Genomic DNA, 24,809 nt, shown 5'->3' with positions numbered 1-24,809 from the left:
CAGTTCCACCCATCTAAAAAAGTACGGTTAATCCTTGTAAACCCGTTTTACATTCAAAATATAATCAACGGCCTTTTGTGCTTTGGCTGCTGCTTTAAAAATCAGCTTTTTATCAGATTTCAAAATCTTTAACCAGCCTTCAAGATATGCGGCGCTGTTTTCGGTTAAATCATCCGTATTGATGCCCGTATGAGCGGCAAGGAATGAAGCCCCCATTTCAGCAATTAATTCCTCCTTGGAATATTGCTTTCTGTCGCTGGTGGTCAATTCCGTTATGCCCTTTCTTGCCAGTCTGGAAGCGTGGCCGGTGGAGTGGGTCAACTCATGAAAAAGGGTTGAATAATATTCTTCGGGTGTATCAAATTGTGCAATATCAGGCATATTTAATTTATCGGACATTGGCGCATAATAGGCGCGGTTTGCATCCTGAAAAACAAACTCCGGCGGGTTGGGCATATTGTTTTTAACTGCCTCGCACCTTTCAATTCTTTCATGTTCTTTTAGCTCCACTTCAGGAATTTCAATTTCGATGCCTTCCACATCCTGAATATTGAAAACGGGGTAATACTTCAAAAAAGAAATGCGTTGCGGTTCTCCGCCCATTTCACAAAGTGCGCTGTACTGGTCGGGGCTGATCGTTTGCCCTTGTTCATCTTTATAGTAGGTTTTATAAAAGAATACCATTTCCGATTTAGCTCCTTTTTTAATCTTCCCGCTTTTGGCTTTAATCTGTTTAAAGCTCATAAAATAGGGAATCGGGTGTTCGGTGAGGTTCATCAAAAAAGCATTTATTCCGCTGTAAACGTGACCGGTGGCATAATTGCGGGCAAGGCCGTATTTACTCCACGGACTGCGCCAGGGGGCAACGCCCTTTTCAAGTAATGCAATCATTTTGTTAGTTACTGTTTCGTATAAATCTATTTTAGTTGTTTTAGTCATTGTTCTAATATTTTAAATTGTTAATGAAGTGTTTTAACCTTCTGCCTTTTCGGCGAGAAATGGGGTAACAATGGCAATGGGGAGGGGAATCACCCGTTTGCAGGAGTTCGCGAACCTCCGAAAACAGGGGAAACCCCTTGCGAGCGTGAGGGCGAAGCCCTTAGTACATTTCCCCCTCATCGGCAAAGGAGTAGTAACCGCCGTCAGGGGCTAAAATGAGGTGATCTAATACCGGGATTTCCAGAAATTTTCCGGCCTGAATGAGATTGCGCGTTAAATTCTTGTCAGCCTTGGAGGGCTTTAAATTTCCGCTGGGGTGATTATGTGCCAGAATAATTGAGGCAGCACGGCCTTTTAAAGCGGCTGCAAAGATCATTTTCGGGTCAACTACTGTGCCGGTCAAACCGCCCTGAGAAACCAGATAGCGCCCCATTACACGGTTTCCTCGATCTAACAGAAGAATATAAAATTCTTCGTACAGGCTTATGGTGCCTTCATCCCAATTAGCGGCTAAGACTTCGTAAGCATCAAAAGAACTTTTTAGCTGTGGTCTGTCTTTGGCATTTACTTTGTTGTAATAAACCAGTTTTACTTCGGTGACTTGCGTCGGAATTTGATAAGTCATGTCTGCTGAATTTTTGAAATTTTTAATAAGGAAAACTCCCTTTATCCGGGAGTGCGAGGGAAGGTTGGAGAGGCTTTGCAGCCCGTTTGTTATCCAAACTCTTAATTGAGGTTTCCTCCCTTTTTGCGGAACTTTGTAACTGGACAGCGGACATGAGGACAAGGATTATCCACTATTATTTGTGGCCTTGCGTCCAAAAAATCGGGGAGAAAGCACCCAAAGGGTCGTTCCTTGCCGCAGTGGGAGCCAACAGTACATTAGTGGAGGAAAAAAGGGCAGGATGATACCGAAATGAGATTTGGATGAAGGGCGAAAAAGGCAATGATCACCTTGCCCCGGACGTACCCAATCCATCACCCGATTCTACCCCTGGTGCCTGAATTGGTATGTATTTTTGAATGGAAATCGTGACAATTTAGGGGGTGGATGAGGGGGAGGGAAAATGTGAGCGCTTTGGAAAACAACATTTTCACACCATATCCTGAAAATTGATTATCTTTATATATTAAAATTATTAAGATGGCAGGAGAAAAATCTGTTCTGTCTGGTGAAGATGGACAAAAAATAACCTCAAGACTTTTGCGACTTTGTGGCTGGAATATTTCTGAGCACATAGATTTCCCTTGTTTTTCGAATGAAAAACACAAACCCCCTAAAAATAAAGGAGGAAGGAGAGAACATAGTGTCGATGGAATTAATGTTTATTACAGCCCTTTAAACCTATCTGTTACAAAACTTATTCTTATATCTTCTAAGCACCACGCAGATAGCTATCCTTCAACTTCTAAGAACAAAATCTATAATGCTATTAAAGAGCATGCTCAATGTCTTGATTGTGCTAGGGTAAGCCCTAAGATAAAGGATGATTATCTTGATGGATTTGATTCACTTAGAGATATAGAATATGATGGATTAATTACCTTTTTCTCATCTGATATTTCTGAAAAGCATAATTCTTTCTTCTTTGAAAATTATGAATTTGTAAGTATTCCATCAGATAATTTTGACACATTATTTTTCATAGACAATAAAAGAGCAACATTCTTATATTCTGCAATATCTGAAGCAAGACAATATAGTAGTAACAGAGAAATTAGTTTTATTTATCCAGATACAGGTGCCCAAAATACAGAAGATATTTCTGTAAGTGGCAAAATACTCCCATTAGAGTTAATGTGTAGTGATGTTTTACCTATTTTGGTGGAGAAAGAAGAAAATAATCACGTGTTAATTTTCTGTAATGATCCCATCGAAAAAAAATACCTTAAAAGAATATTTTGGCTTATTCATAAACTGTCGGGGTTTGCAGCAAAAACAATCATTTTTTTCCCCGACTATGACTCAGGCAAACACAAAGGAATGGCGAATTCTGTGAAACAACAATTTCAAGAAAGTGATTATCTTAACAAAATAAGCTTAAAGAAATGGGATGATTATTCCTTTATTAAACTAAAAGATTCAGAAGGAGAATACTTGGATACAGCCCGAAATTTAGGTGTTCAGGATTTTCCCCAAAATGACCAAAATCGTATAAATGGAAAAATCAGTGATGATTATGAAAAGATATTACCTTTTGGAAGCAGAATAAAACCAATACTCGATTCTTCAATTTTAGGGGCTTCAGACCTGAAGAATTTTCTAAAAAGGAAGGGCATTTTTGTGAAATATGCAGACAAGGGACAGATTATTCCCCTTATAGCTAATATGTTACTTTCGCCAAATGAGTTAGATTACCTAAAAGGGTTATTAATTGATAAGGAAGAAAAGCCTAAGGCAATCAATAAAACGGCTCCTTTTATAGGTACGGAAAAAAAGCTCAGGGAAGTAGTTCTTGCATTGGACCCTAAAATTGTCCCTTTATCAGGAAACTGTAAACATTTAAAACAGCCTACTTTTATTCCAAAAGGGGATAACCGCTATGAATTAGAAATAAATATTGAAAGAACCAATACTACCAAGGATTTAATTAGTGGGAAAACTCGCCATGAAGGAAGGCTCACCATTTCACTCATAAATGATAAACTAAATGTCAAGGAAGAATACACTTCTACTGACACAAAAAAGTATCTTGATCAACTTTCCTCTAGTCTGAATTTTAAGCTAAAGAAGGAAGGATGCATAATCGTGGATTTAAAAGGAATTAAGTTTCGAGATTTCAAATCCAATCTTGATAGAGTTGAGTTCATGACGGGGTTTATTAATATTGATATAACGGATACCTTTTTTGAGGGACAAGTGGTCAATATCAAGTTTAAACCCGACGAATCCCTAAAAGTTATCCCTGCAGACTTGGAACCATACAGGAATAAGGTCAGGAACTTAGATATTAATGGCAGTTTGCTGGAAGAACTACCTCATATAGAGAAAGATTCATATAAAAATGCGATTCTTCTATCGAGAATAAAAATTCGGTATAATTTTCAAATTGATGGGAACAAGGGGGCGTGCATTGCTTCCATTAATTTCCCCAGCACCTTGAATGGAAAAAAAGTAGATGACAAAACTGATTTGGTAATTTCAGTTGAAGTCTTAAAGACTAGAGATTCACATATCATAACCAACAATAACAGATTACAAAACAGGTTGTCAAGGGTGTTAGATCAAATAGTTCAGAGTAAATATTTTAGTCTATACGATTTTCAGTAACAGTTAATTTACAAAGACACATCAGGGGGGTAACTGTTTGTCTTTATTCAATATTTTCACGAAGTAAATTCCATCAGTAATTCAAAGTTATTGCAGTTTAAATGAACTCAATTGCTTTTATTGAATAATTATCAGGAAAATATTTAATGTATATTTTTGTAAGGCACTCACATTCAATTTCATCTTCGTTTTGCTCCAAACAAATTAATTCATCACATACTGGGCATAAAAAATGAGTTGTTCCACAAAAATGACATTCTCCAGAAAGAATTTTTGTTCGGGTTGGAACAGAAGTATGTTGCTCAGGTAAACCAAGATTGATTTTCAATTGATAAGGGTTTTCTTCACTAACGATTTGGGTAGCCGCTATTTTGCTATCAAGGTGTCCGAAACCGCTGAAAGACTCTGAAGTTATACAATTTATTGCCATACATTCAAATTCATTTGTCTCAGCAATTTCCTCAATTATTTTTTCGTAATCTTCTATTAAAGATTTACTCAAATTTAAAGCTTTACCTAGGTTAGTTTCAAAATGAATCCTTGTACTTAATGCTTGTAAAATGTCATCGTGAAATTTTGTATGGTCATTTGGATTGCAAAACTCACTAACATTATTAGAGATAAAAATGACCTCAGAAGATGGATCTTTCACATTGAGCCTAACAAATTCGTCTGTACTAAAAAGTATCAAGGCATCCGCCATATTATTTTTTGAATTATGAAATGGGGCTTTCTTTTTGATGCTAAAATCTGTCACAAAATTTTTCACCTTAGGGGTAATTGGAATCCTGGAGGCTTTATGTGTTAAAAAGTCTTCAACTTTTTGTATATGCAGGCGGTTTTTTTCTATCAACTTTTCTAATCTTCGCCTAAAATGCTTATGTATCCTCTTTAATCGCTTAACATCGGCTCGGTTTAGATGTTTTGAAATTTTTTTTATATGTTTTTGATTATCCTCTATCTTTTGAGAATATTTATTTATTAGCACTTCAGTTGTTGCTTTATTCCTTACCCATTCCTCTATTATAATTTCATTAATTAGAACTGAAATTTTAGATTCCCTTTCAATCAATTCATTTAAGAGACGAAAATGAAATTCCTCTTGATATTTCTGAGATAAATTATGGTATCCGTTTGCGAGATAAATCCAGGTATTAGTATCTAAAATTAAATAGATCATTTATTTCATTATTTAGCAATGAAGTCATATAAAGGCATACGTCAAGTTAAAGAAAAAGATGCTTAAATAAGAGTAGAATTTTCAAACCTACACTTCCCCCATCCCCCCATCAAAGACCTCCACAAAGTCCAATATTTTCCCGATAACCCGTTCCACCAGGGTTTTGCGTTCCAGCAATTTGGGCTTGACGGTGAGGGCTTCGACAACAGTATCGCGGAGGGGCGTGCGGCCGGTGAAGAGGTAATTGTCGATGATGGTGATTAAATGATCTTTATTCAGATTCTCGTCTTCGCAGAGGGCGTTGATGGCTTTTAGCTTTTCGATGTTCCAGAACTCGGAAAATTCATCAGGGATGTCGTCCACGTCTTCAATGTGGGGCAGGTTTTCATTGATGAACTTTTCTATGAGTTCCTTCTTGCTGCGGAGTTGGGCTTCGCCGCCCAGCAGGTCAATGATGGCTTTGCGATGCTTTTCTTTTTCGTGTTCTTCGGCCTCGTGGAGCTTGCTGAGGAGCTTCAGGATATAGGACACATTGATCTCGTCGCGGTGGATCAATTCCAGCTCAAAATCTACATCCTCCAGGATGGATACTTTTTCCTTTTCGGTGCGGTTTTTGACCTTGTCGTAAATATCGAGGTATTTGCTCTTATAGTCCTCAAACTCCTGTTCTTCCATCGCCAGGTCTTCGAAGTCAAAATCAGAAAATCCGGAAAGGATGTTTTTCAGGCGCATCAGGTTTCGGAAGGCTTTTACAAATTCGAGTTCTTCTTCTTCGCTTGGCAGCTCGTTGACGCTATCCACCGTCGGGACAATCGTTTTTAGCTTATCCAGCGCTTCATTGAACTTTTTGATGTAAACCTCGTAAGGCTGCATGAAAATGATCTCCTTGGCCTCAGGATTGGAAAACAGGGCAATGGCATCGTCTGTGGCTTCCTTCAGGTTGCGGAAGCAGATGATGTTGCCGTAGGATTTTACTTCGTTCAGAATACGGTTCGTGCGGGAAAATGCCTGGATCAGGCCGTGATATTTGAGCTTTTTGTCCACGTAGAGGGTATTCACCTTTTTGGCATCAAATCCTGTCAGGAACATATTCACGACCAGCAGGATATCCACGCGGTCTTTGTCCTGGAAACTCGTTTTTTCGCGGTTCTTGATTCGCTTGGCGATGTCTTTGTAATAATTGTAATAAGCCTGGTTGTCATTGGTGGAATAGTTGGTTTGGTACATGGCGTTGTAATCCGCAATGAAGGAATCCAGCTTGTCGCGTGTATGGCTGTGGGCAGCATAGGCAACGTGCGGCTCGGCAGCCATCGCCATCATTGGTTCAAAGGCATCGTCAATGAGTCCGTCTGCGTCTTTGTCGTCTTCATTGGCAGCATAGGAAAAAATGGTGGCCACCCTGAGATCATGTTGCCCGGCTTCTTTTTTGCGTTTGAATATCTCGTAATATTTGATCAGGCTCTCCACGCTGCTCACGCAAAAGATGGCGGTAAAATCTTTTCGGTAGGTCTTCCGGTCGTGGTTGGCGATGATGTAATCCACGATCTTTTCCAGCCGGTCTTCAGATTCCAGCAATTCCCGGGTGTCGATATCCTCCACCGGGATGTCGATGTTGGTCTGGCTGTCTTCCTTTTGTTTGTAGCGGCCAACATATTCAATGGAAAAGCGCAGTACATTTTCATCGCGTATGGCATTGGTGATGACATATTCGTGCAATCTTTTATCAAAAAGCTCCAGCGTGGTGCGCTTGCCTAATTTGTTGGAAACGGCATTTTCTACAAAAATAGGTGTGCCGGTAAACCCAAACATCTGGTGATTGGTGAAAAAGGATTTTATCCGGTTGTGGGTATCACCAAACTGGCTTCGGTGGCACTCATCAAAAATAAAGATGATGCGCTGATCGCGCAGCTTTTCCATACGCTTCAAATAGCGTGTCCGGCTGATGGCATTGTTCAGTTTTTGAATAGTGGTGACAATGAGTTTGGTTTCCTTCGGACTGCCTTTTTTGTCTTTGAAGGTTCCGGCAAACTGGTCCACCAACACTTTGGTATTGTCTGTGCCATCCACGCTGCCTTCTGCAAAGTAGTTGAATTCCTTGGTGGTCTGGTAATCCAGATCGTTTCTGTCCACCACAAAAACCACCTTGTCGATATGCGGGAGGTTCACCAGAATCTGGCTGGCCTTGAAAGAGGTGAGGGTTTTTCCCGATCCGGTGGTGTGCCAGATATAACCGTTTTTGGTGCTGTTCTTCACTTGGTCGATGATGGCTTCCACAGCATAATACTGATAAGGGCGCAATACCATTAGGATTTTATCCGACTGGTGCAATACGATGTATTTGCAGATCATCTTGGATAGGTGACACTTTTCCAAAAAGGCTTCTGCAAAAGCCTCCAAATTGGTGATCTTTTTATTGTCCTTATCTGTCCAGTAGAAGGTTTGTTTGAAAGACTGTTTGCGGTTATTGGCGTAATATTTGGTATTCACCCCATTGCTGATGACGAAAATCTGCACATATTGAAACAGACCGCTCGATGCCCAAAAAGAATGGCGCTGGTAACGATTGATCTGGTTGAATGCTTCTTTGATTTCCAGCCCACGCCGCTTCAATTCAATCTGCACAAGGGGAAGGCCATTGATGAGCAGCGTGACATCATACCGGTTTTTATACCGGCCCTGGATGGTGACTTGCTGCGTGACCTGATACTGATTCTGGCACCAGTGTTCCTGATTGATAAACTCTATCCAGATATTTTCTCCATCTTCTTTAGTGAGTTGGAAACGGTCGCGCAAAGTTTCTGACCGGTCAAAGACATTGCCTTTATTCAGGTGATTGAGAATTTGAGAAAACTCTTTTTCCGACAGTTTGACCCCGTTGTGTTTTTCCAACTGGCTTTTCAGATTGGCCAGCAAATCCGCCTCGTCATTGATGGACACAAATTCATAACCCAGCGTTCCCAACTGTTTTACTAAATTGTCTTCTAAAATTTGTTCTGATTGTGTCATAGGAGGATTTTTGGTTTTATACGAACATTTGCTGCAAAAGGCCGGTTTTGTAGGCGGTTGTTTTTTGGATTTGGGTTGAGACAAGGGCGATTTTATTATCAATGGCGGTTAGGAAGTTAGCTATTTTTTGTTGTTCCTTAACACTTGGGATTATTAATTTTAGCCCCCCGAATGCATCATACGATATTTGCTTGCCATCTCTAATTCCAACAACAGTTTTACTTAACCTTTCAATAAATGAATCTTTTTTAAAATAGAATTTAAAAAAAAGCTCATTTATTGGAACCTTGGGTTTTAAAATAATGTAGGCAGGGCTACAGATGCCCTTTAATGTTGAGTATTCTATTCCGCCTTGAAAGGATCTCAAGCTTATTACAAAATCACCCTTTTCTACTATCTTATAAGATTTAATACTTTTATCAGAAGATTGAATTTGAATTCCTCCCTCACCTCTATAAATCATTCCAAATTCTTGGGAAGCTGATAAAATTGCTAATTCTCCATTGTGATTTTTATTGGAATGGCTTTGGAATAAATCTTTGCCCCTTTTTAACTCCCACTCCGGAAACCCCTTCCCCTCATCATCCCGAAACCTGATCTCCTGCGAAAATATCTTTTGCATCACCCCTTTTTTATACTGCTCCAAAAGGGTTTTCTTGCGGTTGAGCTGTTGAATGCGGGTGTCTATGGCGGTGAGGAAATTGGCGATTTTGGTTTGTTCGGGGAGGGAGGGGACAACAATTTTGACTTTTGAAAAAGTTGTTTTATTAATTATAGGAACTGCTTGAATTGCTGCCAACGTCTTTATTTGCCTGGCATTTCTTTCAAGCAAAGAAAAAATAAAATTATCGGAATATTGTCCATTTGGAATAATTGAGTTAATTTGTTGGTTCGTGATACAATTAACTGCAGCTTGAGCCACCTTACCAATTGTAGAACCAATACAAACAAACATTGTACTCCCTTTTCTTATTTCTCGACCTGTATCAAATCCTTTTTCTGTTACCTTTGTAAAGGTTTCTGAAATATGCCTAACTCCATTTAAATCTGCTGGTGAAACAAAAAGTCTCTTGCCTCCATAGAAATCATTCCTTGAGGTTTTTGGAGTATTTCCGGTAATGACATGACCTAAATCCTTAATCTTTTTCTTTTTCCACTCCCCCTCAAACTCAGGAAACCTCAAAACCGGTATTTTCTTTTTTTCTGCCATTATCATCCGGTTTTAAAAAGGTGTTGAAATACCCAGCTGTTTACAAAAATCGGCAATCACCTCATCGTTGGTACGGATTTCGCCTTCCAGCACTGCCAGCTCGTCAGAAACGGCTTCAATATCTATCGGTTCCTCTTCTTCAAAAGTATCTACATAGCGGGGGATATTGAGGTTGTAGTCATTTTCTTTAACTTCATCGAGAGGTGCTATGTAGCTGTATTTATCCATCGCCTTCCGCTCCCGGTAGGTGGTAATGATCTTTTCAATATCTTCTTCCCGCAGGCGGTTCTGGTTTTTGTTTTTCTCAAAATGAGCACTGGCATCGATGAATAAAATATCGTCCGGCGTTTCCCTGCATTTTTTAAAAACGAGTACGCAGGTAGGAATGGACGTGCCATAAAAAATATTGGCCGGCAGCCCGATCACTGCATCTAAATAATTCCTGTCTTCGATCAGGTATTTTCGGATAAGCCCTTCCGCAGCGCCCCTGAACAAAACACCATGCGGCAATACCACCGCCATTTGACCGTTATCTGCCAGATGGTGGATCATATGCTGGACAAAGGCAAAGTCCGCCTTGGAGCCAGGTGCAAGTTTTCCGTACTGGCTAAAGCGATCATCGCTCATGTGTAGTTGGTTAGCGCTCCATTTAGCCGAAAATGGCGGATTTGCTACAATAGCTTCAAAGCGTTCCTCTATGTGCTGAGGCCGCTCCAAAGTATCTTCCTGCCGAATATCGAATTTTCGATAATGCACCCCGTGCAGGATCATATTCATCCTTGCGAGGTTATAGGTGGTGCGGTTGAGTTCCTGCCCGTAAAAAGCAGAAACCTCCTTTACCTCTTTCGCTACCCGCAACAACAAGGAGCCTGAACCACAGGTAGGGTCATAAACGGATTTAAGTTTGGTCTTTCCGGTAGTCACCAGTTTGGCCAAAACCTGTGATACTTCCTGGGGCGTATAAAACTCCCCGGCCTTTTTGCCCGCACCACTGGCAAATTGAGCAATTAAATATTCATAAGCATCGCCCAAAACATCCAGCTCCGTATTTTCCAATTCAAAATCTATCGCATCAAGGTGAGAAAGCACCTTGGAGATCAGCTCATTTTTCGCAGATTCCGTCCTGCCAAGTTTGGTAGAAGTGAGATCGAGGTCTTCAAAGAGTTTATCGAAATCGTCCTCACTCTCCGTCCCCATCGTACTCTGCTCGATATTGGTCAGGATTTTGGAAAGGTCATCGAGGATGAAATTTTTGGAACCATTGCCATTGCCACGAACAGCAATAGCATGGAAAAGCTCGGAGGGCTTCAGGAAGTACCCCAACTGCAAAACCGATTCTTCCCTGATAGCTTCCAGATATTCCTGTCCTTCTTCCGAATTTTCGTCAATATCCTCATACTTCATGCCATCCTCTTGCAGGATTTTATCGGCATAGAGGTGCATCTTTTCCGAAAGGTATTTATAAAAAATGAAGCCCAGGATATAATCCCGAAATTCATCGGCATTCATTTTCCCTCTCAGGGTATTGGCTATGTTCCATAGCTGGGTTTCAAGTTGTTTCTTGTGTTCTTCTGACATTATATCACTTTGGAATTTTATATGCTGAATTAAAGATTCGTTTTCATTTTGCTTTGGTTCAGTCATTTCAACCTCTAAAAGTAACAAATTTAAGATTTAACAATAAGTTATGGAAACAATAATTGAGATTCCTAACAATGTAAATGGAACTTGTGGGAAATAACACTATTCAATCCGTCTTTTCGCCGGAATTTGAAGCAGAGGAAATATTCAAATACTTATAAAGCGTACTCCGTGCAATCCCTACATACTTACAAATCTCCGAAACAGACATTTCCCCCTGCTCATAAAGTGTCTTAGCAATTATCGCCTTATCCCGTGCCTCTTTAGAAAGTCCTTTTGGTCGCCCGCCTTTCCGCCCCCGAGCGCGGGCAGCCTCCAAACCAGCCTTTGTCCGCTCACTGATAATATCCCGTTCAAATTCGGAGAGCGCAGCAAATAAGTGAAAAGTAAGCTTTCCTTGTGGCGTAGTGGTATCAATAGAATCATTGAGAGATTTCAGCCCCGCACCTTTGTCCTGGATTTCCGTCACCAGATTCACCAAATCACGAAGTGAACGACCGAGACGGTCGAGTTTCCATATTATTACCGTATCATCTTCCCGCAGTTGATCTATCATTTTACGTAGCTCCTGCCGGCCGGCTTTCGTGCCGGTGACTTTTTCTTCAAAGATGATTTTGCACCCTTCTTTTTTGAGGGCATCAATCTGCATAGAAAGGTTTTGGTCTTTGGTACTTACTCTGGCATATCCGATTTTCATAATTGTCCAATAAAAGGGTTGATAACTGCTTTTATCATACTTTGATTTTGAAAACCAGTTTTTTGGACAGCGGGTGAGAAGAAAATGGGGAAATTAGGAAATGGAGGGAGGGGTTCGGGAAAACGGTCGTTTTTTGGGACTATTAAATGAGTCTTGGAGTTTTGAAACTAATCTAATAGGGCATCCGTATTAATCATTATGGCTGCGAACCAACTGGGGTGCTCTAATATTAAATTGGAAAGCTAGCAACTTTCTACATCATACAATATCTAGGTGGAAAATAACAATGGAAAAGACTAACTGTTCAAGAAAAACTTAGTTGCGTTGAAAACAGCCTGTTAGAGTTCTTGACCTTAGAATTGACCGTTATTTAGAAGCCTACAAATAAATGACCAGCTCTGGCTGGCAGATTTTCAATTATGGTGTTTTTTGCTATTTATTGTGATTTCCTCAATGTTATCTGGTCGAATTTGACAGATGAAAAGGAAACACAAAACAGCTTCCCGAAGGAGGAAGCGCAGATATATTTGGAAGAGAATCAGAAAAATAGCTAAGATCCTTCTCGAAGGATATAACTATTTTGAAATGCTAAAAGGTTTTTTTGAACTTTCTTCGGACTTAATTAGCTTTCTACAAGAATTCCCATTCTAAATAGATACAGGGCAATCCGAAAAGGGTTGCCCTTTCTGTCAAAAATGCCCCCCATGAACCAATCCTCCTATAAAAAGCACCTCTGGACCCAATATTTCCAAAAATTGGAATTACTATCAAAGTTTGAAAGCTATGGATAAAGGGTTATTCTTTCCCTTGAGTCAGTTTTTCCATCACCTCAAAAAGAGAAAAATCCCATTTTTCCATGGGGACATTTTCTTGCATGAAGTCTATCACTTTGTGAAAATAGGCTTTCATGTCTTCCAAATCACCTCTTTCATGTGCCCTGATGGCAGGGTTCCAAAGGGCAGCTAATTTAAACCTATAGTCATCGGTTGTATCAAACATTAACTTTTCAAATTTTCTTGCTAACGCTTCATTCTTTTTAGCCCCTTCTCCTTCACAGAAAGCCACTGCCAATTTTATTTGGGAAGATAAACAACCGTTTTCCGCTTTATCAAATAGAGGTAATAAATCGGAATCTATCATAAACGAATTATCCGATAAGGGAGCGTTATGATTTTTAGTGTCATTATGATCTTTCATAAATTTTCTCCTTTTTTGTTTCTTCACCCTCCGTTCTCGGGAAACAAAAAAGAGGAAATGCAGGGCTGAAGCAAAACTAAATAATCTTTCGGTTGGTTCATTATATCAGAAAATAGCTAATTTTAGGACAGAATTTTAAAAACCTGATTATGGCAGACAAAAACAATTGGAAAGACAGGGTAAAAAGCCCTTCAAAGATTGACGAAAAATTCATTGGCGGAGAGAACAGCCTTCCAAGAAAGGAGAACAACAAGTTCGATGTAAAAAAAATGGAAGCTGAAAAATCAGGAAAACCAGAATTCAAGCCTCAGGAATTTGATAGAGACCTTTATGAAAAGAAATTGGATGAGGCTATGGAAGCCCAGGAAAAAAGGTCAATAAAGTCATACGAAAATAGAATGTCTGAAACTCCCGAAGTTGAGCCAGAAAAAAAGTCTGAGGTTGGGAAAAAGATTGCGGATAAGATTGATGACTTGGTTGAAAAGGCCGAGCAGGATTTAAAAAAAGCAGCTCCATATCTTGATGACCTAGCGGCAAAAGCAGGCCCGGTTTTAGAGGGAACAGGAAAAGTTTTGGGAGGAATTGGAAGAATTGCTGGCCCCGTTGGAGGGGTGGTTAGTGTTTTTGACCCGAAATCAACAGTTGATGAAGCAACAGAGCAAAGGATGATAAAGGAATGGGAAGAAAAACAGAAATTGGAACAAGGCTTCAAAAATGAACCAATTAGTCAAAATGAAAAGAATAACATCAATTCAATCAATTCTGAGGAAAGAATTAAATTAGGAGGTGCCATGCGCGAATTTCAGGATGAGCGACCTGAATTTCCAGAAAACATGGAAGAGCCACAAATTGAACAGGAGCCAAATATTTCGGAGCCAGAGGTGGAGGGAAATGAAACCAATACTGATCCGATAAATAAATCCGAAATTGAACAACCAGAGGAATTAGTGGATCAAGAAAGAATGCAAAAAGCCTGGGATGTATTTAGGGATGAGAAAAATTTCATCAATGAAGAAGAGCCGGAAATTGACAAGCAAGACCCCAATCAGGGAGAAGTGGAAGAACTGGATATGGGCCGACTACAGGAAATTCAGGAAAACAAAAATATTATGATAGCACCGGAAGCATATCAGGAACCAGAAATTGAAAGTGCCTACGAAGATTATGATGACGTAGGTGATCCTTCAATGGATGGCGATGCCGACGGTGGTGACGGCGGAGATGGAGGCGGCGACGGTGGTGGAGATGGCGGTGGTGATTAGTCATATCAAATACAATGATTATGAAATGAAAGAATTTCATTTTTATTCTTTATGATTGTTTTTTCTCAATTATTTTTTTCAGGATGTGGCTTCATTGATAAGAGAAAAGATGAAGCGTTTAATTATACTTCAATAGTAGGGAAACAGGGTACAGTAAAAACTAATTTGGGTGGCCAGCTTATTGAATATGTAAATTATACAGTTGAATATTCTGACAGCGATGCCTCAACTCTTCTATTAAAAAGCCCTGAAGGGCGATTTGTCTATATTCAAGGATTTGCCGTAATTGAGTTCGATGATAATTTTAGCGATGAAAAATAGAGAAGGTAATTGAAATTACACCCTCATTAATTAATTAATCTATTCCTCTGTGATTATTTATTTATTATTGCCTTCAATATTCCAACACTTAACCCCTACCCTTTGAGGTGGAAAAGTATTTTTCTAACAATGCGTCTAGAGAAGAATTGATCTCCTCTTTAGGTTTCATTGTATTGATATTTTCATTTTTTAGATACTCTCTTAATGGTTCTACCATTTCACTTTTTATTTTGTTTTTCATCTCGGTTTGCAATGAATTTCCTCTTACTAAGTCTCGAAAACCTCTACCGATTGATTTCCCTAAATCATATATTTCATCTGAAAGTTTAGGAAGGGTCTCAGATATTAATTTATACATTTTATCATCCATGAGAACTTTAACTCGGTCATCTTGTGCAACCTTTAATTCTCCAGAATTGGCAATTTCATTACCTATTTCATAGGCAATGCCAGTCAAATTGCTATTATAAATCCTTGGAACTTCCCTTGTGATTCTACTAAATTCGGAAGCTTTCATTTCCTCCATTTCTTCTCTTGAAACTCCTTCATAAGGAGGATATTCAAGCCCTCCATAAGACTTTGCTCTTGATCTTACATGAGCTATGGCATGAGGAGAAATATAGCTACCATCATGGACTATTTGAGCTACAATATTCTTTGACATCTCACCTGTGAGATGTGATTTTTTTCCTAAATCAATTTCTTTAACCAAGATAACCTCCTTAAATTCATTTATTATTAGTCCATTATAGAGGGAAATGGTTAAAAAATAGTTAATAAAGTTCGAAAGATCCAGACTTTAGAGAATTAATATTCTTTTTCAGTTTATATAAATAAAGCGCCTCCTCATTTAAATCTTGTAACGACTCTAAATGTTCTTCTATTTTCTTTTCAAATTTTTGTGCTTTTATAGGGTTGTTACTTTCTGTTAAAAAAAAATATCTAGCATATACCTTTGCTATATACTTGTGCGCAATTATTGTGGGATATATTTCAACCGACCTAGTCAAATTTCCAATAGCTTGATCTAAAATTGATGCATTAGATATTTTATCAAGCTGACCACTGTCCGTCAATTTCCATGACTTATGCCAATAATAATGTTCTCGAAAAAAATAACCGTAAATCTTATTTTTAAGCTGCCCTTTTTTCACAACCTCCATAAATATTAATACAAATATTAACGTAAATAAACCATAGACCAAGATAGAAAAAAACACATTTTCTATTGGAAATATTCGCCTTATCAAGTCGAAAAAAAGTATTGACGGAATTGTGGGAATTAAAAAAGATATAAAAACAATAACGGGATTTAGAAGAATTTTCCTGGAATATCTCGGCGAGTTAAAATAAGAAATTCCTCCATTTTTCTTTGCAAAAGAAAACAAGATTATCCCAAGTAAAAATGTGAAAATATAAATTATTCCCAAGTTGGCAATGTATTTTGGGGCTCCGGAATAAAGATTGTTCTTCTCTATGAAAACCAAAAAAAATGCCGGCATAGAAATTACTCCAATTGTTATAATCACTCCTGAAATCAAAATCAAATATTTGAAAAACCAAATCAAAAAGGAATTAAGTCCCTCTCCTAATTTTCCAATATCAATTTTATCAAAAAAAATTTGGCCAATGATAATTAACACAAATAAAGAGACTCCCAAATAGCCAGTTATTTTAAAAAACAAATCCATATTCATTTTCAAATTTTAATAGTCAGTAGTCGAGTTTTGATCACGTTTAGCTAAGTTTTCTGAAAAAGTTCTTTGATCTGTGAAGTCAAGGTCAAAATTAATGTGGTCATAATAATGGATCAATTCTTCAATAAGTAATACAGAACAAGAAACCCAAATAAATACAGCAGTTATTTTAAAAATATCTCCAAGAAAATACAACGCTCCATAGGATGTCAACGCAATAATAAATGGATCTAAAAATCTACCAACACTTAAATTTTCTTCAACTTCTAATTTTCCAATATCAAACCAGTTCATTAAAGGATAACCCCTAAAAAATGAATGTTGTTCAAAGCCAGTTCTTTCCTTGAATTTTCTCAAATTTTTAATCCAAATGATTAAACAAATGAGAGTTAAAGAAAATAAATAGTCCCACTCATTGTCATTGTACAAAATCAACTCGTCTCCTAGAAGAAACCGGAGATAATAAGGATGAACGAACAAAACAATTACAACAAAAAGAATAAACTTTAATCTTCCTACTGATCTGATACCCGGTCTTTTTCTTGATAAAAGTTTAGCTGGTAAGGCAACCGTTTCCATAAACAATATTAAAAACCAAAATATTCCACTAATTACTCCAGCATTTTTCAAACCTAGAATACTTGTAAAGGCTTCAAAAAGGCTTTTTGATACATTTTTCCTTTCTGGATTATTGTATGGGTTTTTGTTCATAATTCTTAAATGTATTTTTCAAAGGTATATGTGATAAAATTCTTGCCATTAGACCACCTTCTGTTGGCAACTGTAATATATGTCCCAAATTCAAGTTTGTCCTCATCGTCACTTATTCCACTTTTCAATACAGAAAACTTCACAGGTTCAACCTGATAATGAAATTGCTTACTTGCCCCAGCACTGGTTTGTTCTCCTACATTAAAACTCTCTATTATCCTAAAAGATTTTCCTATAGTTTGAGCAGCCCATTCATTAGTTACTGCGTCATTATTAGAATGGAAAATCTTTGTTGAAAGGTTAGCAAGAAGACTATCAACTTTTGCGGTAGGATTTCTACCTCCAATAGCGGCGTAGTAATTACTGATATTTTGTGATAAATAAACAGTAGCCGTACCTGAACTTCGGGCAGTGGTCTGGAAAATTTGATCATAATCGTTCAAAAACATTTGACTCTCATCAACCCATAGAAAAACAGGCCTGTCCCTACCATCCTTAAAACTTCTTCTTTCCATCGCTTGCTGCCAAAGCAATTTGTAAATACCTTGAACATATACCCCCATTTCAAGGTAGTTTTTTATAGGAAAATCCAGCACAATGATTTTTCCATCAAAACAAACCTCTGGTTTTATTTCGTCCGAAGTTCCACCTGCAAAAAACTCTTTGAGCATCCCGCCCAAAAAAGGTTCTGCAATTCCCAAAAAGGATTCAACAATGATAGTCCGGGTTCTGTCACTTAATTTAGCAAACTCCCGATTAAAGTAGTTGATAATTAATTGGAGTTCCCACTCCATTTTTTGCTGATCTTTCAGGCTGGTGTTTTTGCTAGCGTAATTTCGAATCGCCTTCATTATGCAAATCCCGTAATAATTCCCTATTTCAGAAATTTTTCTTTGCCCGTTTTCCAAGTTTTTATCTGTGGATGCTTGCATGATTTCTTCTATATCATCTGTTTTTTGAGCGTCCAAAATAATGCGGTGCATATTTCTGATAGACACAGGTTCCTTTGCGAGTTTTAATAAATCAATCATGCGCTTCAAACTCCGTTTCATAGCATTATCCCAAAATCTGTCATTTTCCCTGGACAATCCTTCCCCACTTACATTTCTACCCATCTGATAAATATTCATGAAAAGCGATACCAGATTAAAGGTTTCTCCGGCTCCTTTTCCTGATCGATTGGTTTCGTAGTCCAAGGGATTAAACCGATAAGGACTATCTTCATTAAAAATAATTAAGTCCTTTGTTCTCCCGGTTAAAGCGGCAACTCTCTTCCAGTTCTCCACTTCGTCCGGTTTTGCACAAAGCACAATGCCTCCAAAATTATTTTCCAAAAAAGCTTTTGAGATCATTGCTCCACTACCGGAGGTTTTTCCTGATCCTATCCCACCAAAAATTTGGGTGCCTCTGAGGGCATCGCTAAGAGTCCAAAAATCTTTTGGTTCTTGTGAAAATCGAATAATTGGAGATTCGAATTTGAGAAATGAATTGGAAGTAGTCTTCAAAATCAAAATATAGTTTTAGGTGATCAATAGAATTGTAATTTTATTTCAAAGATATTCAAAAAAGCCATATAGAAAAATATCACATCCAGTTTTCCCACCTTTTCCATAAAAACCCTATTGACCACCTTTCCTATCCTTGATACCTTGCGACCATAAAGGTGTAAGCACTGCTTAGACGAGACGTCTGCCTTAAATATTACTTAATAAAATAGTACCTGCCTATGCTAAGAATAACGGTGTCGAAAAGTGCAAAAGCAGCCTCAAAATACTTCGATGAGGGTCTGTCGAGACAGGATTATTATTCCGAAAAAAATGAGATTCAGGGGAAGTGGCACGGCAAACTTTCCGAAGGATTTAATCTGCGCGGCGAGGTCAAAAAAGAGGATTTTGAAAAGCTTGCCAGCAATATAAATCCGGCTACCGATGAACAGTTAAATGTTCGGGATAGCGAGTCAAGAAGAGCGGGATATGACTTCACATTTTCGGCACCAAAAAGTGTATCTATGATCTATTCCCTGACCGGCGATAAGGAAATTTTAGCTGCCTTTGAAAAGTCCGTTCAGTCCTCCATGATGGAAATAGAAAAGGATATGCAAACTCAAAAAGGACAGGGAAATGATAAAGAATATCAGCTCACCTCCAATATCGCTTATGCAGCATTTACACATTTTAATGCACGTCCGGTGGATGGTATTCCTGACCCTCATTTGCATCAACATTGCTATGTTTTTAACACCACCAAAAATGAAGAAAAAGACCGCTTTCAGGCCATCGAGGTGGGGACGGTGAAAAGCAATGCGCCTTATTACGAAGCGCTTTTTCATTCTCATCTGGCCAATAACCTACAGGAAATTGGATATGGAATTGAACGGGATGAAAACAATTTTCAGATAAAAGGATTCAGCAAAGAAACGGTTGATAAATTCTCCAATCGTACCCGCGAAATTGAAGATAAAGCGCAGGAATTGGGGATTACTTATTCCGAAGATAAAAGCGCCCTGGGTGCCAAGACAAGAGCGGATAAATCCAAAGGATTATCCAACCAGGAATTGGAAAAAAAGTGGCTGGAAAGACTCACTAATGCTGAAAAGGAACAGGTCTTTTCTGCTAAAAATGGTGGAGGTGATACCGATGATAAGGGGTTAAATGCTGCTCAGGCGATTGATTATGCGCTTTCCCATGCACTGGAAAGGCAATCCACCATTTCAGAGAAAAGGATGCTTGGTGAGGCTTTAAAACGCGGAATTGGACAGGTTAGTGCGGATGAAATAAAAAGGGAGTATGGCATACGAAAGGATATTCTATCCAAAACCGATCAGCGCACCAAAGATAAGATCATCACTACCCGCGAAGCACTAGATGAAGAAAAAAAACTGATTCATTCCGTTCGCGCAGGCAGGGGCAATCATGAACCCATCAATAAATCCTATGAAGTCCAGAATAAGCAGCTTTCCGATGAACAGGCTCATGCTGTTAATCATGCACTTAATTCCAGAGATTTTATCACTATTATCACCGGTGGTGCGGGTACCGGAAAGACCTGGTCGATCAAAGAAGTGGCTCAGGGCGTGGAGGCCTCCGGGAAATCATTCCATGCTTTTGCCCCTTCTGCGGATGCCTCACGTGGCGTGCAGCGGGAAGAAGGCTTTAAGGATGCCACCACCATTGCCGCCCTCTTACAGGATGAAAAGCTTCAAAGCAAAATCAAGGACGGAGTGATGTGGATCGATGAAAGCGGCATGGTAGGCAATAAAACCATGAACCAATTAATTGATGTAGCGAAAAACCAAAATGCCCGGATTCTGCTCACTGGTGACACCAAACAACACAACAGTGTTGAGCGCGGGGATGCCATGCGGATCATTCAGGATTATGGTGGCACAATGCCAGCTTTTATCAAAAAGATCCATAGACAGAAAACAGACCAGTACAAAAGTGCAGTAAAGCATCTTTCTGAAGGCAAGGTTGAAAAGGGTTATGAAAAGCTGGACAAGATGGGAGCTATCAAAGAAGTGGTGGATATGAATAGCTTAAAAACTCAGGTTGCTTCAGAATATGCCGATGCTGCCCATAAAAAGGAAAATATTCTTGTGGTGGCAACTACCCACGCACAAGGCGCAGAAGCGACAAAGGCTATCCGCCACAAGCTCAAAGAACAGGGAGCCCTTGAAATGAAAGATAAAGCTTTTACCATTCATAAAGATAAATCCTACACGGAAGCCCAAAAACAGGACAGTGCCAACTTTCAAAAAGGTATGTCCATCCAGTTTCATCAAAACGCCGCCGGTGGTTTTAAAAGAGGGAGTACTTATGATGTGATGGGGTTTGATAAAAAGGGAAATGTGCTGGTTTCCGCGGCGGTTGCTAATGAAAAGAAAACAGAAAGCATGGTTTTGCCTTTGAAGCATAGCCAGCGTTTTTCGGTTTATGAAAAACAGGAAATAGGTCTTGCCATCGGGGATAAAATCAGAATTACCAAGAATGGCATGTCCAACGAAAAAAAGCGATTGAATAATGGGGAGATCATGACCGTTCACGGATTTGACAAAGGTGGCAATGTGTTAGCTTTTAAGGGGGACAAGGCAAAGAACATTATCACCCTTGATAAGGATTATCGCAACATGACACATGGTTATTACACCACCTCCCCCGCTTCACAGGGAAAATCCGTGGACAAGGTTATAGTGATGCAATCTTCAGCTTCGGGAAAGGCTTCCAGCAAGGAACAATTTTACGTAAGCGCTTCGCGTGGTAAGTTTTCAATTTCAGTATATACTGACGACAAGCAGTATTTACTGAAATCAGTAAAGCAGTCCACTACCAGGACAACGGCAATGGAAGTGGCGGCTGCCTCGGAAAATATGCGGGATAAGTACAAGCGCAAGGAAAATATTTTCAAAGTGGCAGTTTCCAAATCAAAAGATATGTGGCATAAGAGTAAGGAATATATCGGCAATGTGAACCAAAAAATAATGAGTAATGTCAAGCAAATTTCAAGATCAGCTCCGGCAAAGTAGTACTCCCTTCAACGGGGATCGCCCGGAGTTCATACGCAAGGCAAAAGACAGAAAGTATTTTGGTTATACGTTTGACCAAACCAACGGACGACATCCGCTTTCTATGGCTTTGGACATTTTCACCAAAGGAGGAAATCGTTTTGGCATTTACTACATGGAAATTTCCTCGCCCATTATGTTCAATCTTGGCACAAATGGCAGCGGGCAAACGATCACCCTACGCGCTGGGGGCCGTGATATTATCATTGAAGGAAAGAATCTATCTTCTGTTTATGAATATATTTTGGAACAGCGATTGGTTTGGGTGAAGGAAAATGATAGCTCTTTCGTGGAGGCTGAGGAAGTGGATGTGGTGATTGAGAGGATTAGGATTGAGGAAGAATGATGGATTCAAACAGAATCCTAAAAAAGTTACATAAAATAAAAGTATTATTCGATTTTCTAAATGAATACGAAACTAAAATATACAAACAGGCGTTTCTCAAAGAGTATTATTGTATTTTTTCCCTTTTGTAATTCAATTATTATGTTCGGATTCCTTAAGTCTTTTTTTAGATTTTTTTCAAATCTTACAAGCTCCAGAGAAACTCTTAATTTAATTCAAATGATCAAAGACTTATTTAAAAAATAATCCTCAACATGGCAATAGAAGTTTATTTATCTGGCATAGCCATTCTAATTTCTGTTATCTCATTAATAGTTTCTCTATATTTCCGTTTTGGCCAAAAAGCGCATAATAAAGAAATTAGAGGAAAAGTAGATTTAGGTTTGAGCCAAGCCAAAAAAGCAATAGAGAAATCAGGTGAAGCTATAGAAGTTTCAAGAGATGGCTTTGAGCATACGATAACTAGAGAAATAAACCTGGCAAAGTATAAACTTCATGAAGTTGCACAAGAAATTTCGCAATTTCAACCTGATTCCTCGAAGAAAGACCTTCTCCGATATGAGCAACTTTTCAAAGCTGCTGTCGAAAGTTTGTTAAATCAATATGAAATATTATGTGATTATTATTTGGCAAATCGAATTAATAAGGAACGTTTCCGCAAACAAAAGCATTTGGAAATCAAGCAAATAGTTGAAGATGAAGCAACAAGGGAATATTTTCAAAATCCAGAGCCTGAAACTTATCAATCTATTATTCAGGTCTATAATGAATTAAAAGGCACCTAAAAAAGAGGTCTTTTCTAAATTTTCATTTAAAAAAAAGATATCTATGGAATTATCTATTATCCAATGGCCAGTCACCATATTAGTTCCTTTCCTTTTTGCAATTTGGTCATTTTCATTTAATCCCGCACAATTTTCCAACGCAACTGCTGCGAGATTTGCTTTGATTGGTGCAAATGTTGGAGGATATACCAAAGTAATTGGAACCTCTTTAGCTGCATTGCTTTATATTATTTTTGATCCTTTTTGGATAATAATAGATGATTTAGTAGTTGGTGGAATTGCAATTTATGCAGTACGTAGGATTCTCGCAGGATTAGTTAAAAAAAATTTTCCATTTCCAACTCCTTGGAAGTTAAATCCAACTCGACGAGTATTTTCAATTTTGTTAGTTCTTGGTTGGATTATTTCGGTAATTACACTGATTTTTTAATTAGAGTATAGAAGCCTAATTACTAATCGTTTTTATGATACCATTCAGTTATCTCGTGTGCTGCTGCAGCTCCGCTAAATGCAATTAACATTTTTTTCAATGTTGGTTTAACATACGCTTCCTGCTCTGGGAACCTATCCTCGAAGTACAAAATCACCAATTCACCAAATCCTTTAATGACCGTGGAGGCAACAAGTGGTTTTGCTAACCAACCAAAAATGGGAATTACATTAAGAAATTCACCTAATCCTTTCAATAATAGGCTTCCTCCACAATGAAGCATTATTCCTTTTAGGATAATTGTCCAAATAATACCAATTGGTTTTAAACCATATATACGAGCGATATCAGCAGCTAATTTAGCTTCTGCGACTGTCAATCCTATTGAGTGAATCCCGGGAATTGGAATTATAGAAAAAGCTCCGCCTCCAATTGTATAACTATTAACAAGATCCCTTGATACAATTTTTGCTTTTGCCATGATTGATATTTTGAGAATAAAAATATAAAAACGTAGAATTGACGAAAAAAGTTTTGTCAAAATTAAAAAAATGCAAAATTTACGCATTTTGACTTTTTTTGCATTATTGATAATTGGCAAGAACGGGAGTAATAAATGTATCATCCTCTTAAAGGCATCACTGATTTCACCTTTAACAATTCTAAAATAAACTCAGATTTCCCAATTTGTTGGGAGATTGTTTTCATCCAGGACGACTCAGGTTTAGCATTTGCAGGTAAAATGATAGAATGCTTAAATGAACTTTCCAAAGAAGATGTGAAAGTCATTTCATTCTCCGGCCAGCCCTCAGATTTGACCTGTACCGTGAACTGTGCTTTTAAAAGGCCTGAGACACTAAAGAATCTGTTGGAACATACTTTGGATGAGGCCGGTTTTTATGATGAAAGGACGAAATCCATTTTGACTGCCCGGCAATTGAAAAACCAAATTGATAAGCTTGTCCAATCAACAATGAAAAAAGCATAATAGGCAGGAGACAAAAATCTCCTGCCATTGAAGTTGATTAACTTCTCGGAACTTCTTCCGAAGCCGCAGAAATTTCTTCTTCGGTAGGTTCATCAGCACTGTTGAATTCAACTTTCTGAATGAATGATCCGATGATAGAAGCCTGGTATTTTGTAAAACCCTGGTCGTCTTTAAAAGGACGATAGGAAAGGGAACCGATGATTTCTACACGATCACCTTTTTCAAGCTTTTTGGCGATTTCAACCGCAATCGGGCGGAATACCAAAACATCATGCCAAAGGGTTGTTTTACTATCTTTCCAGACTGTTGTTTCACCTTCTTTTTCAGGGTAGCTGTCTTTTGTCGCTACGCGAAGAGCGATGAAGGTCTTACCATTTTTATCGATCACTTTGGGATCAGCGCCAAGATTGCCGTTTAGTTCAATTTTACAGTTATAAGCCATTTTGATTCTCCATTTTTAAGATTAATAAAACTTATACCCCTCAGCAAAAAGCATTTCAAGCAAAGAAATCTGCAAAGGCTCGCTCACGGGCAGGAAGTACAAAAAACGGAAGGCTTCCCCCGGAA

At 38.6% G+C, this 24,809-nt stretch carries 21 protein-coding genes; 7 read left to right on the top strand and 14 right to left on the bottom strand.

Going from position 1 to position 24,809, the window contains the following annotated elements:
- Nucleotides 1-27: 27 nt before the first annotated feature.
- Entirely contained in the window at nt 28-939 is a 912-nt protein-coding gene (locus tag H6571_04415) for a DUF1738 domain-containing protein (GenBank protein MCB9322966.1), read from the bottom strand.
- A gap of 160 nt (nt 940-1,099) precedes the next feature.
- Complete coding sequence (locus H6571_04410; protein MCB9322965.1) at nt 1,100-1,564, bottom strand: JAB domain-containing protein; 465 nt, start codon at nt 1,562-1,564, stop codon at nt 1,100-1,102.
- Nucleotides 1,565-2,083: 519 nt separating this feature from the next.
- Here H6571_04410 and H6571_04405 point away from each other — a divergent pair.
- Entirely contained in the window at nt 2,084-4,210 is a 2,127-nt protein-coding gene (locus H6571_04405) for a hypothetical protein (protein ID MCB9322964.1), read from the top strand.
- A 97-nt stretch (nt 4,211-4,307) separates the two neighbouring features.
- On the opposite strand, the gene H6571_04400 is transcribed toward H6571_04405, so the two are convergent.
- The 6 genes from H6571_04400 to H6571_04375 all read right to left on the bottom strand — a co-directional run bounded on the left by H6571_04400 (nt 4,308) and on the right by H6571_04375 (nt 13,141).
- Entirely contained in the window at nt 4,308-5,390 is a 1,083-nt protein-coding gene (locus H6571_04400) for a DUF4935 domain-containing protein (protein MCB9322963.1), read from the bottom strand.
- Nucleotides 5,391-5,477: 87 nt separating this feature from the next.
- A complete protein-coding gene (locus H6571_04395) occupies nt 5,478-8,396 on the bottom strand; it encodes a type I restriction endonuclease subunit R (protein MCB9322962.1) in 2,919 nt (972 codons plus the stop codon).
- A gap of 16 nt (nt 8,397-8,412) precedes the next feature.
- Nucleotides 8,413-9,606, bottom strand: coding sequence for a restriction endonuclease subunit S (locus H6571_04390; protein MCB9322961.1), 1,194 nt, complete (start codon nt 9,604-9,606; stop codon nt 8,413-8,415).
- A 12-nt stretch (nt 9,607-9,618) separates the two neighbouring features.
- Nucleotides 9,619-11,184 carry a type I restriction-modification system subunit M gene (locus tag H6571_04385; protein ID MCB9322960.1) on the bottom strand — a complete coding sequence of 522 codons (1,566 nt, stop codon included), beginning with the start codon at nt 11,182-11,184 and terminating at the stop codon, nt 9,619-9,621.
- A 169-nt stretch (nt 11,185-11,353) separates the two neighbouring features.
- Nucleotides 11,354-11,944, bottom strand: a complete 591-nt coding sequence (locus tag H6571_04380; GenBank protein ID MCB9322959.1) for a recombinase family protein — start codon at nt 11,942-11,944, stop codon at nt 11,354-11,356.
- A gap of 795 nt (nt 11,945-12,739) precedes the next feature.
- Nucleotides 12,740-13,141 (bottom strand): hypothetical protein, encoded by a 402-nt coding sequence (locus tag H6571_04375; protein ID MCB9322958.1) that lies wholly within the window; start codon nt 13,139-13,141, stop codon nt 12,740-12,742.
- 149 nt (nt 13,142-13,290) lie between these two features.
- On the opposite strand from H6571_04375, the gene H6571_04370 reads away from it, so the two are divergent.
- Nucleotides 13,291-14,403, top strand: coding sequence for a hypothetical protein (locus tag H6571_04370; protein MCB9322957.1), 1,113 nt, complete (start codon nt 13,291-13,293; stop codon nt 14,401-14,403).
- A 51-nt stretch (nt 14,404-14,454) separates the two neighbouring features.
- Nucleotides 14,455-14,724 (top strand): hypothetical protein, encoded by a 270-nt coding sequence (locus tag H6571_04365; GenBank protein MCB9322956.1) that lies wholly within the window; start codon nt 14,455-14,457, stop codon nt 14,722-14,724.
- 88 nt (nt 14,725-14,812) lie between these two features.
- Here the strand turns inward: H6571_04365 and H6571_04360 are convergent, their stop codons facing one another.
- From H6571_04360 to H6571_04345, 4 genes are all read right to left on the bottom strand, one after another.
- Nucleotides 14,813-15,436, bottom strand: a complete 624-nt coding sequence (locus tag H6571_04360; protein ID MCB9322955.1) for a hypothetical protein — start codon at nt 15,434-15,436, stop codon at nt 14,813-14,815.
- A gap of 61 nt (nt 15,437-15,497) precedes the next feature.
- Nucleotides 15,498-16,421, bottom strand: coding sequence for a hypothetical protein (locus tag H6571_04355; GenBank protein ID MCB9322954.1), 924 nt, complete (start codon nt 16,419-16,421; stop codon nt 15,498-15,500).
- Nucleotides 16,422-16,430: 9 nt separating this feature from the next.
- The gene (locus tag H6571_04350; protein MCB9322953.1) at nt 16,431-17,132 is read right to left on the bottom strand and encodes a hypothetical protein; all 702 of its coding nucleotides are present in this window, start codon (nt 17,130-17,132) and stop codon (nt 16,431-16,433) included.
- A 5-nt stretch (nt 17,133-17,137) separates the two neighbouring features.
- Nucleotides 17,138-18,637, bottom strand: coding sequence for a hypothetical protein (locus tag H6571_04345; protein ID MCB9322952.1), 1,500 nt, complete (start codon nt 18,635-18,637; stop codon nt 17,138-17,140).
- A gap of 221 nt (nt 18,638-18,858) precedes the next feature.
- Here H6571_04345 and H6571_04340 point away from each other — a divergent pair, with 221 nt between their 5' ends.
- The 4 genes from H6571_04340 to H6571_04325 all read left to right on the top strand — a co-directional run bounded on the left by H6571_04340 (nt 18,859) and on the right by H6571_04325 (nt 23,254).
- A complete protein-coding gene (locus H6571_04340) occupies nt 18,859-21,654 on the top strand; it encodes a relaxase domain-containing protein (GenBank protein MCB9322951.1) in 2,796 nt (931 codons plus the stop codon).
- Nucleotides 21,617-22,039: a hypothetical protein gene (locus H6571_04335; protein ID MCB9322950.1), complete on the top strand. Its 423-nt coding sequence runs from the start codon at nt 21,617-21,619 to the stop codon at nt 22,037-22,039. The genes H6571_04340 and H6571_04335 overlap by 38 nt, the downstream gene beginning before the upstream one ends.
- A 254-nt stretch (nt 22,040-22,293) precedes the next feature.
- Nucleotides 22,294-22,824: a hypothetical protein gene (locus tag H6571_04330; GenBank protein ID MCB9322949.1), complete on the top strand. Its 531-nt coding sequence runs from the start codon at nt 22,294-22,296 to the stop codon at nt 22,822-22,824.
- Between the two features lie 43 nt (nt 22,825-22,867).
- Nucleotides 22,868-23,254 carry a hypothetical protein gene (locus H6571_04325; protein ID MCB9322948.1) on the top strand — a complete coding sequence of 129 codons (387 nt, stop codon included), beginning with the start codon at nt 22,868-22,870 and terminating at the stop codon, nt 23,252-23,254.
- Between the two features lie 22 nt (nt 23,255-23,276).
- On the opposite strand, the gene H6571_04320 is transcribed toward H6571_04325, so the two are convergent.
- The gene (locus H6571_04320; GenBank protein MCB9322947.1) at nt 23,277-23,735 is read right to left on the bottom strand and encodes a hypothetical protein; all 459 of its coding nucleotides are present in this window, start codon (nt 23,733-23,735) and stop codon (nt 23,277-23,279) included.
- Between the two features lie 544 nt (nt 23,736-24,279).
- Nucleotides 24,280-24,684, bottom strand: a complete 405-nt coding sequence (locus tag H6571_04315; GenBank protein ID MCB9322946.1) for a single-stranded DNA-binding protein — start codon at nt 24,682-24,684, stop codon at nt 24,280-24,282.
- Nucleotides 24,685-24,809: the final 125 nt, after the last annotated feature.

The sequence above is a fragment of the Lewinellaceae bacterium genome, assembly GCA_020636105.1.
In the GTDB taxonomy this organism is placed as follows: domain Bacteria; phylum Bacteroidota; class Bacteroidia; order Chitinophagales; family Saprospiraceae; genus BCD1.
Note: the sequence above shows the minus strand (reverse complement) of the source record. Positions and strands in the feature narration are given on the sequence as shown.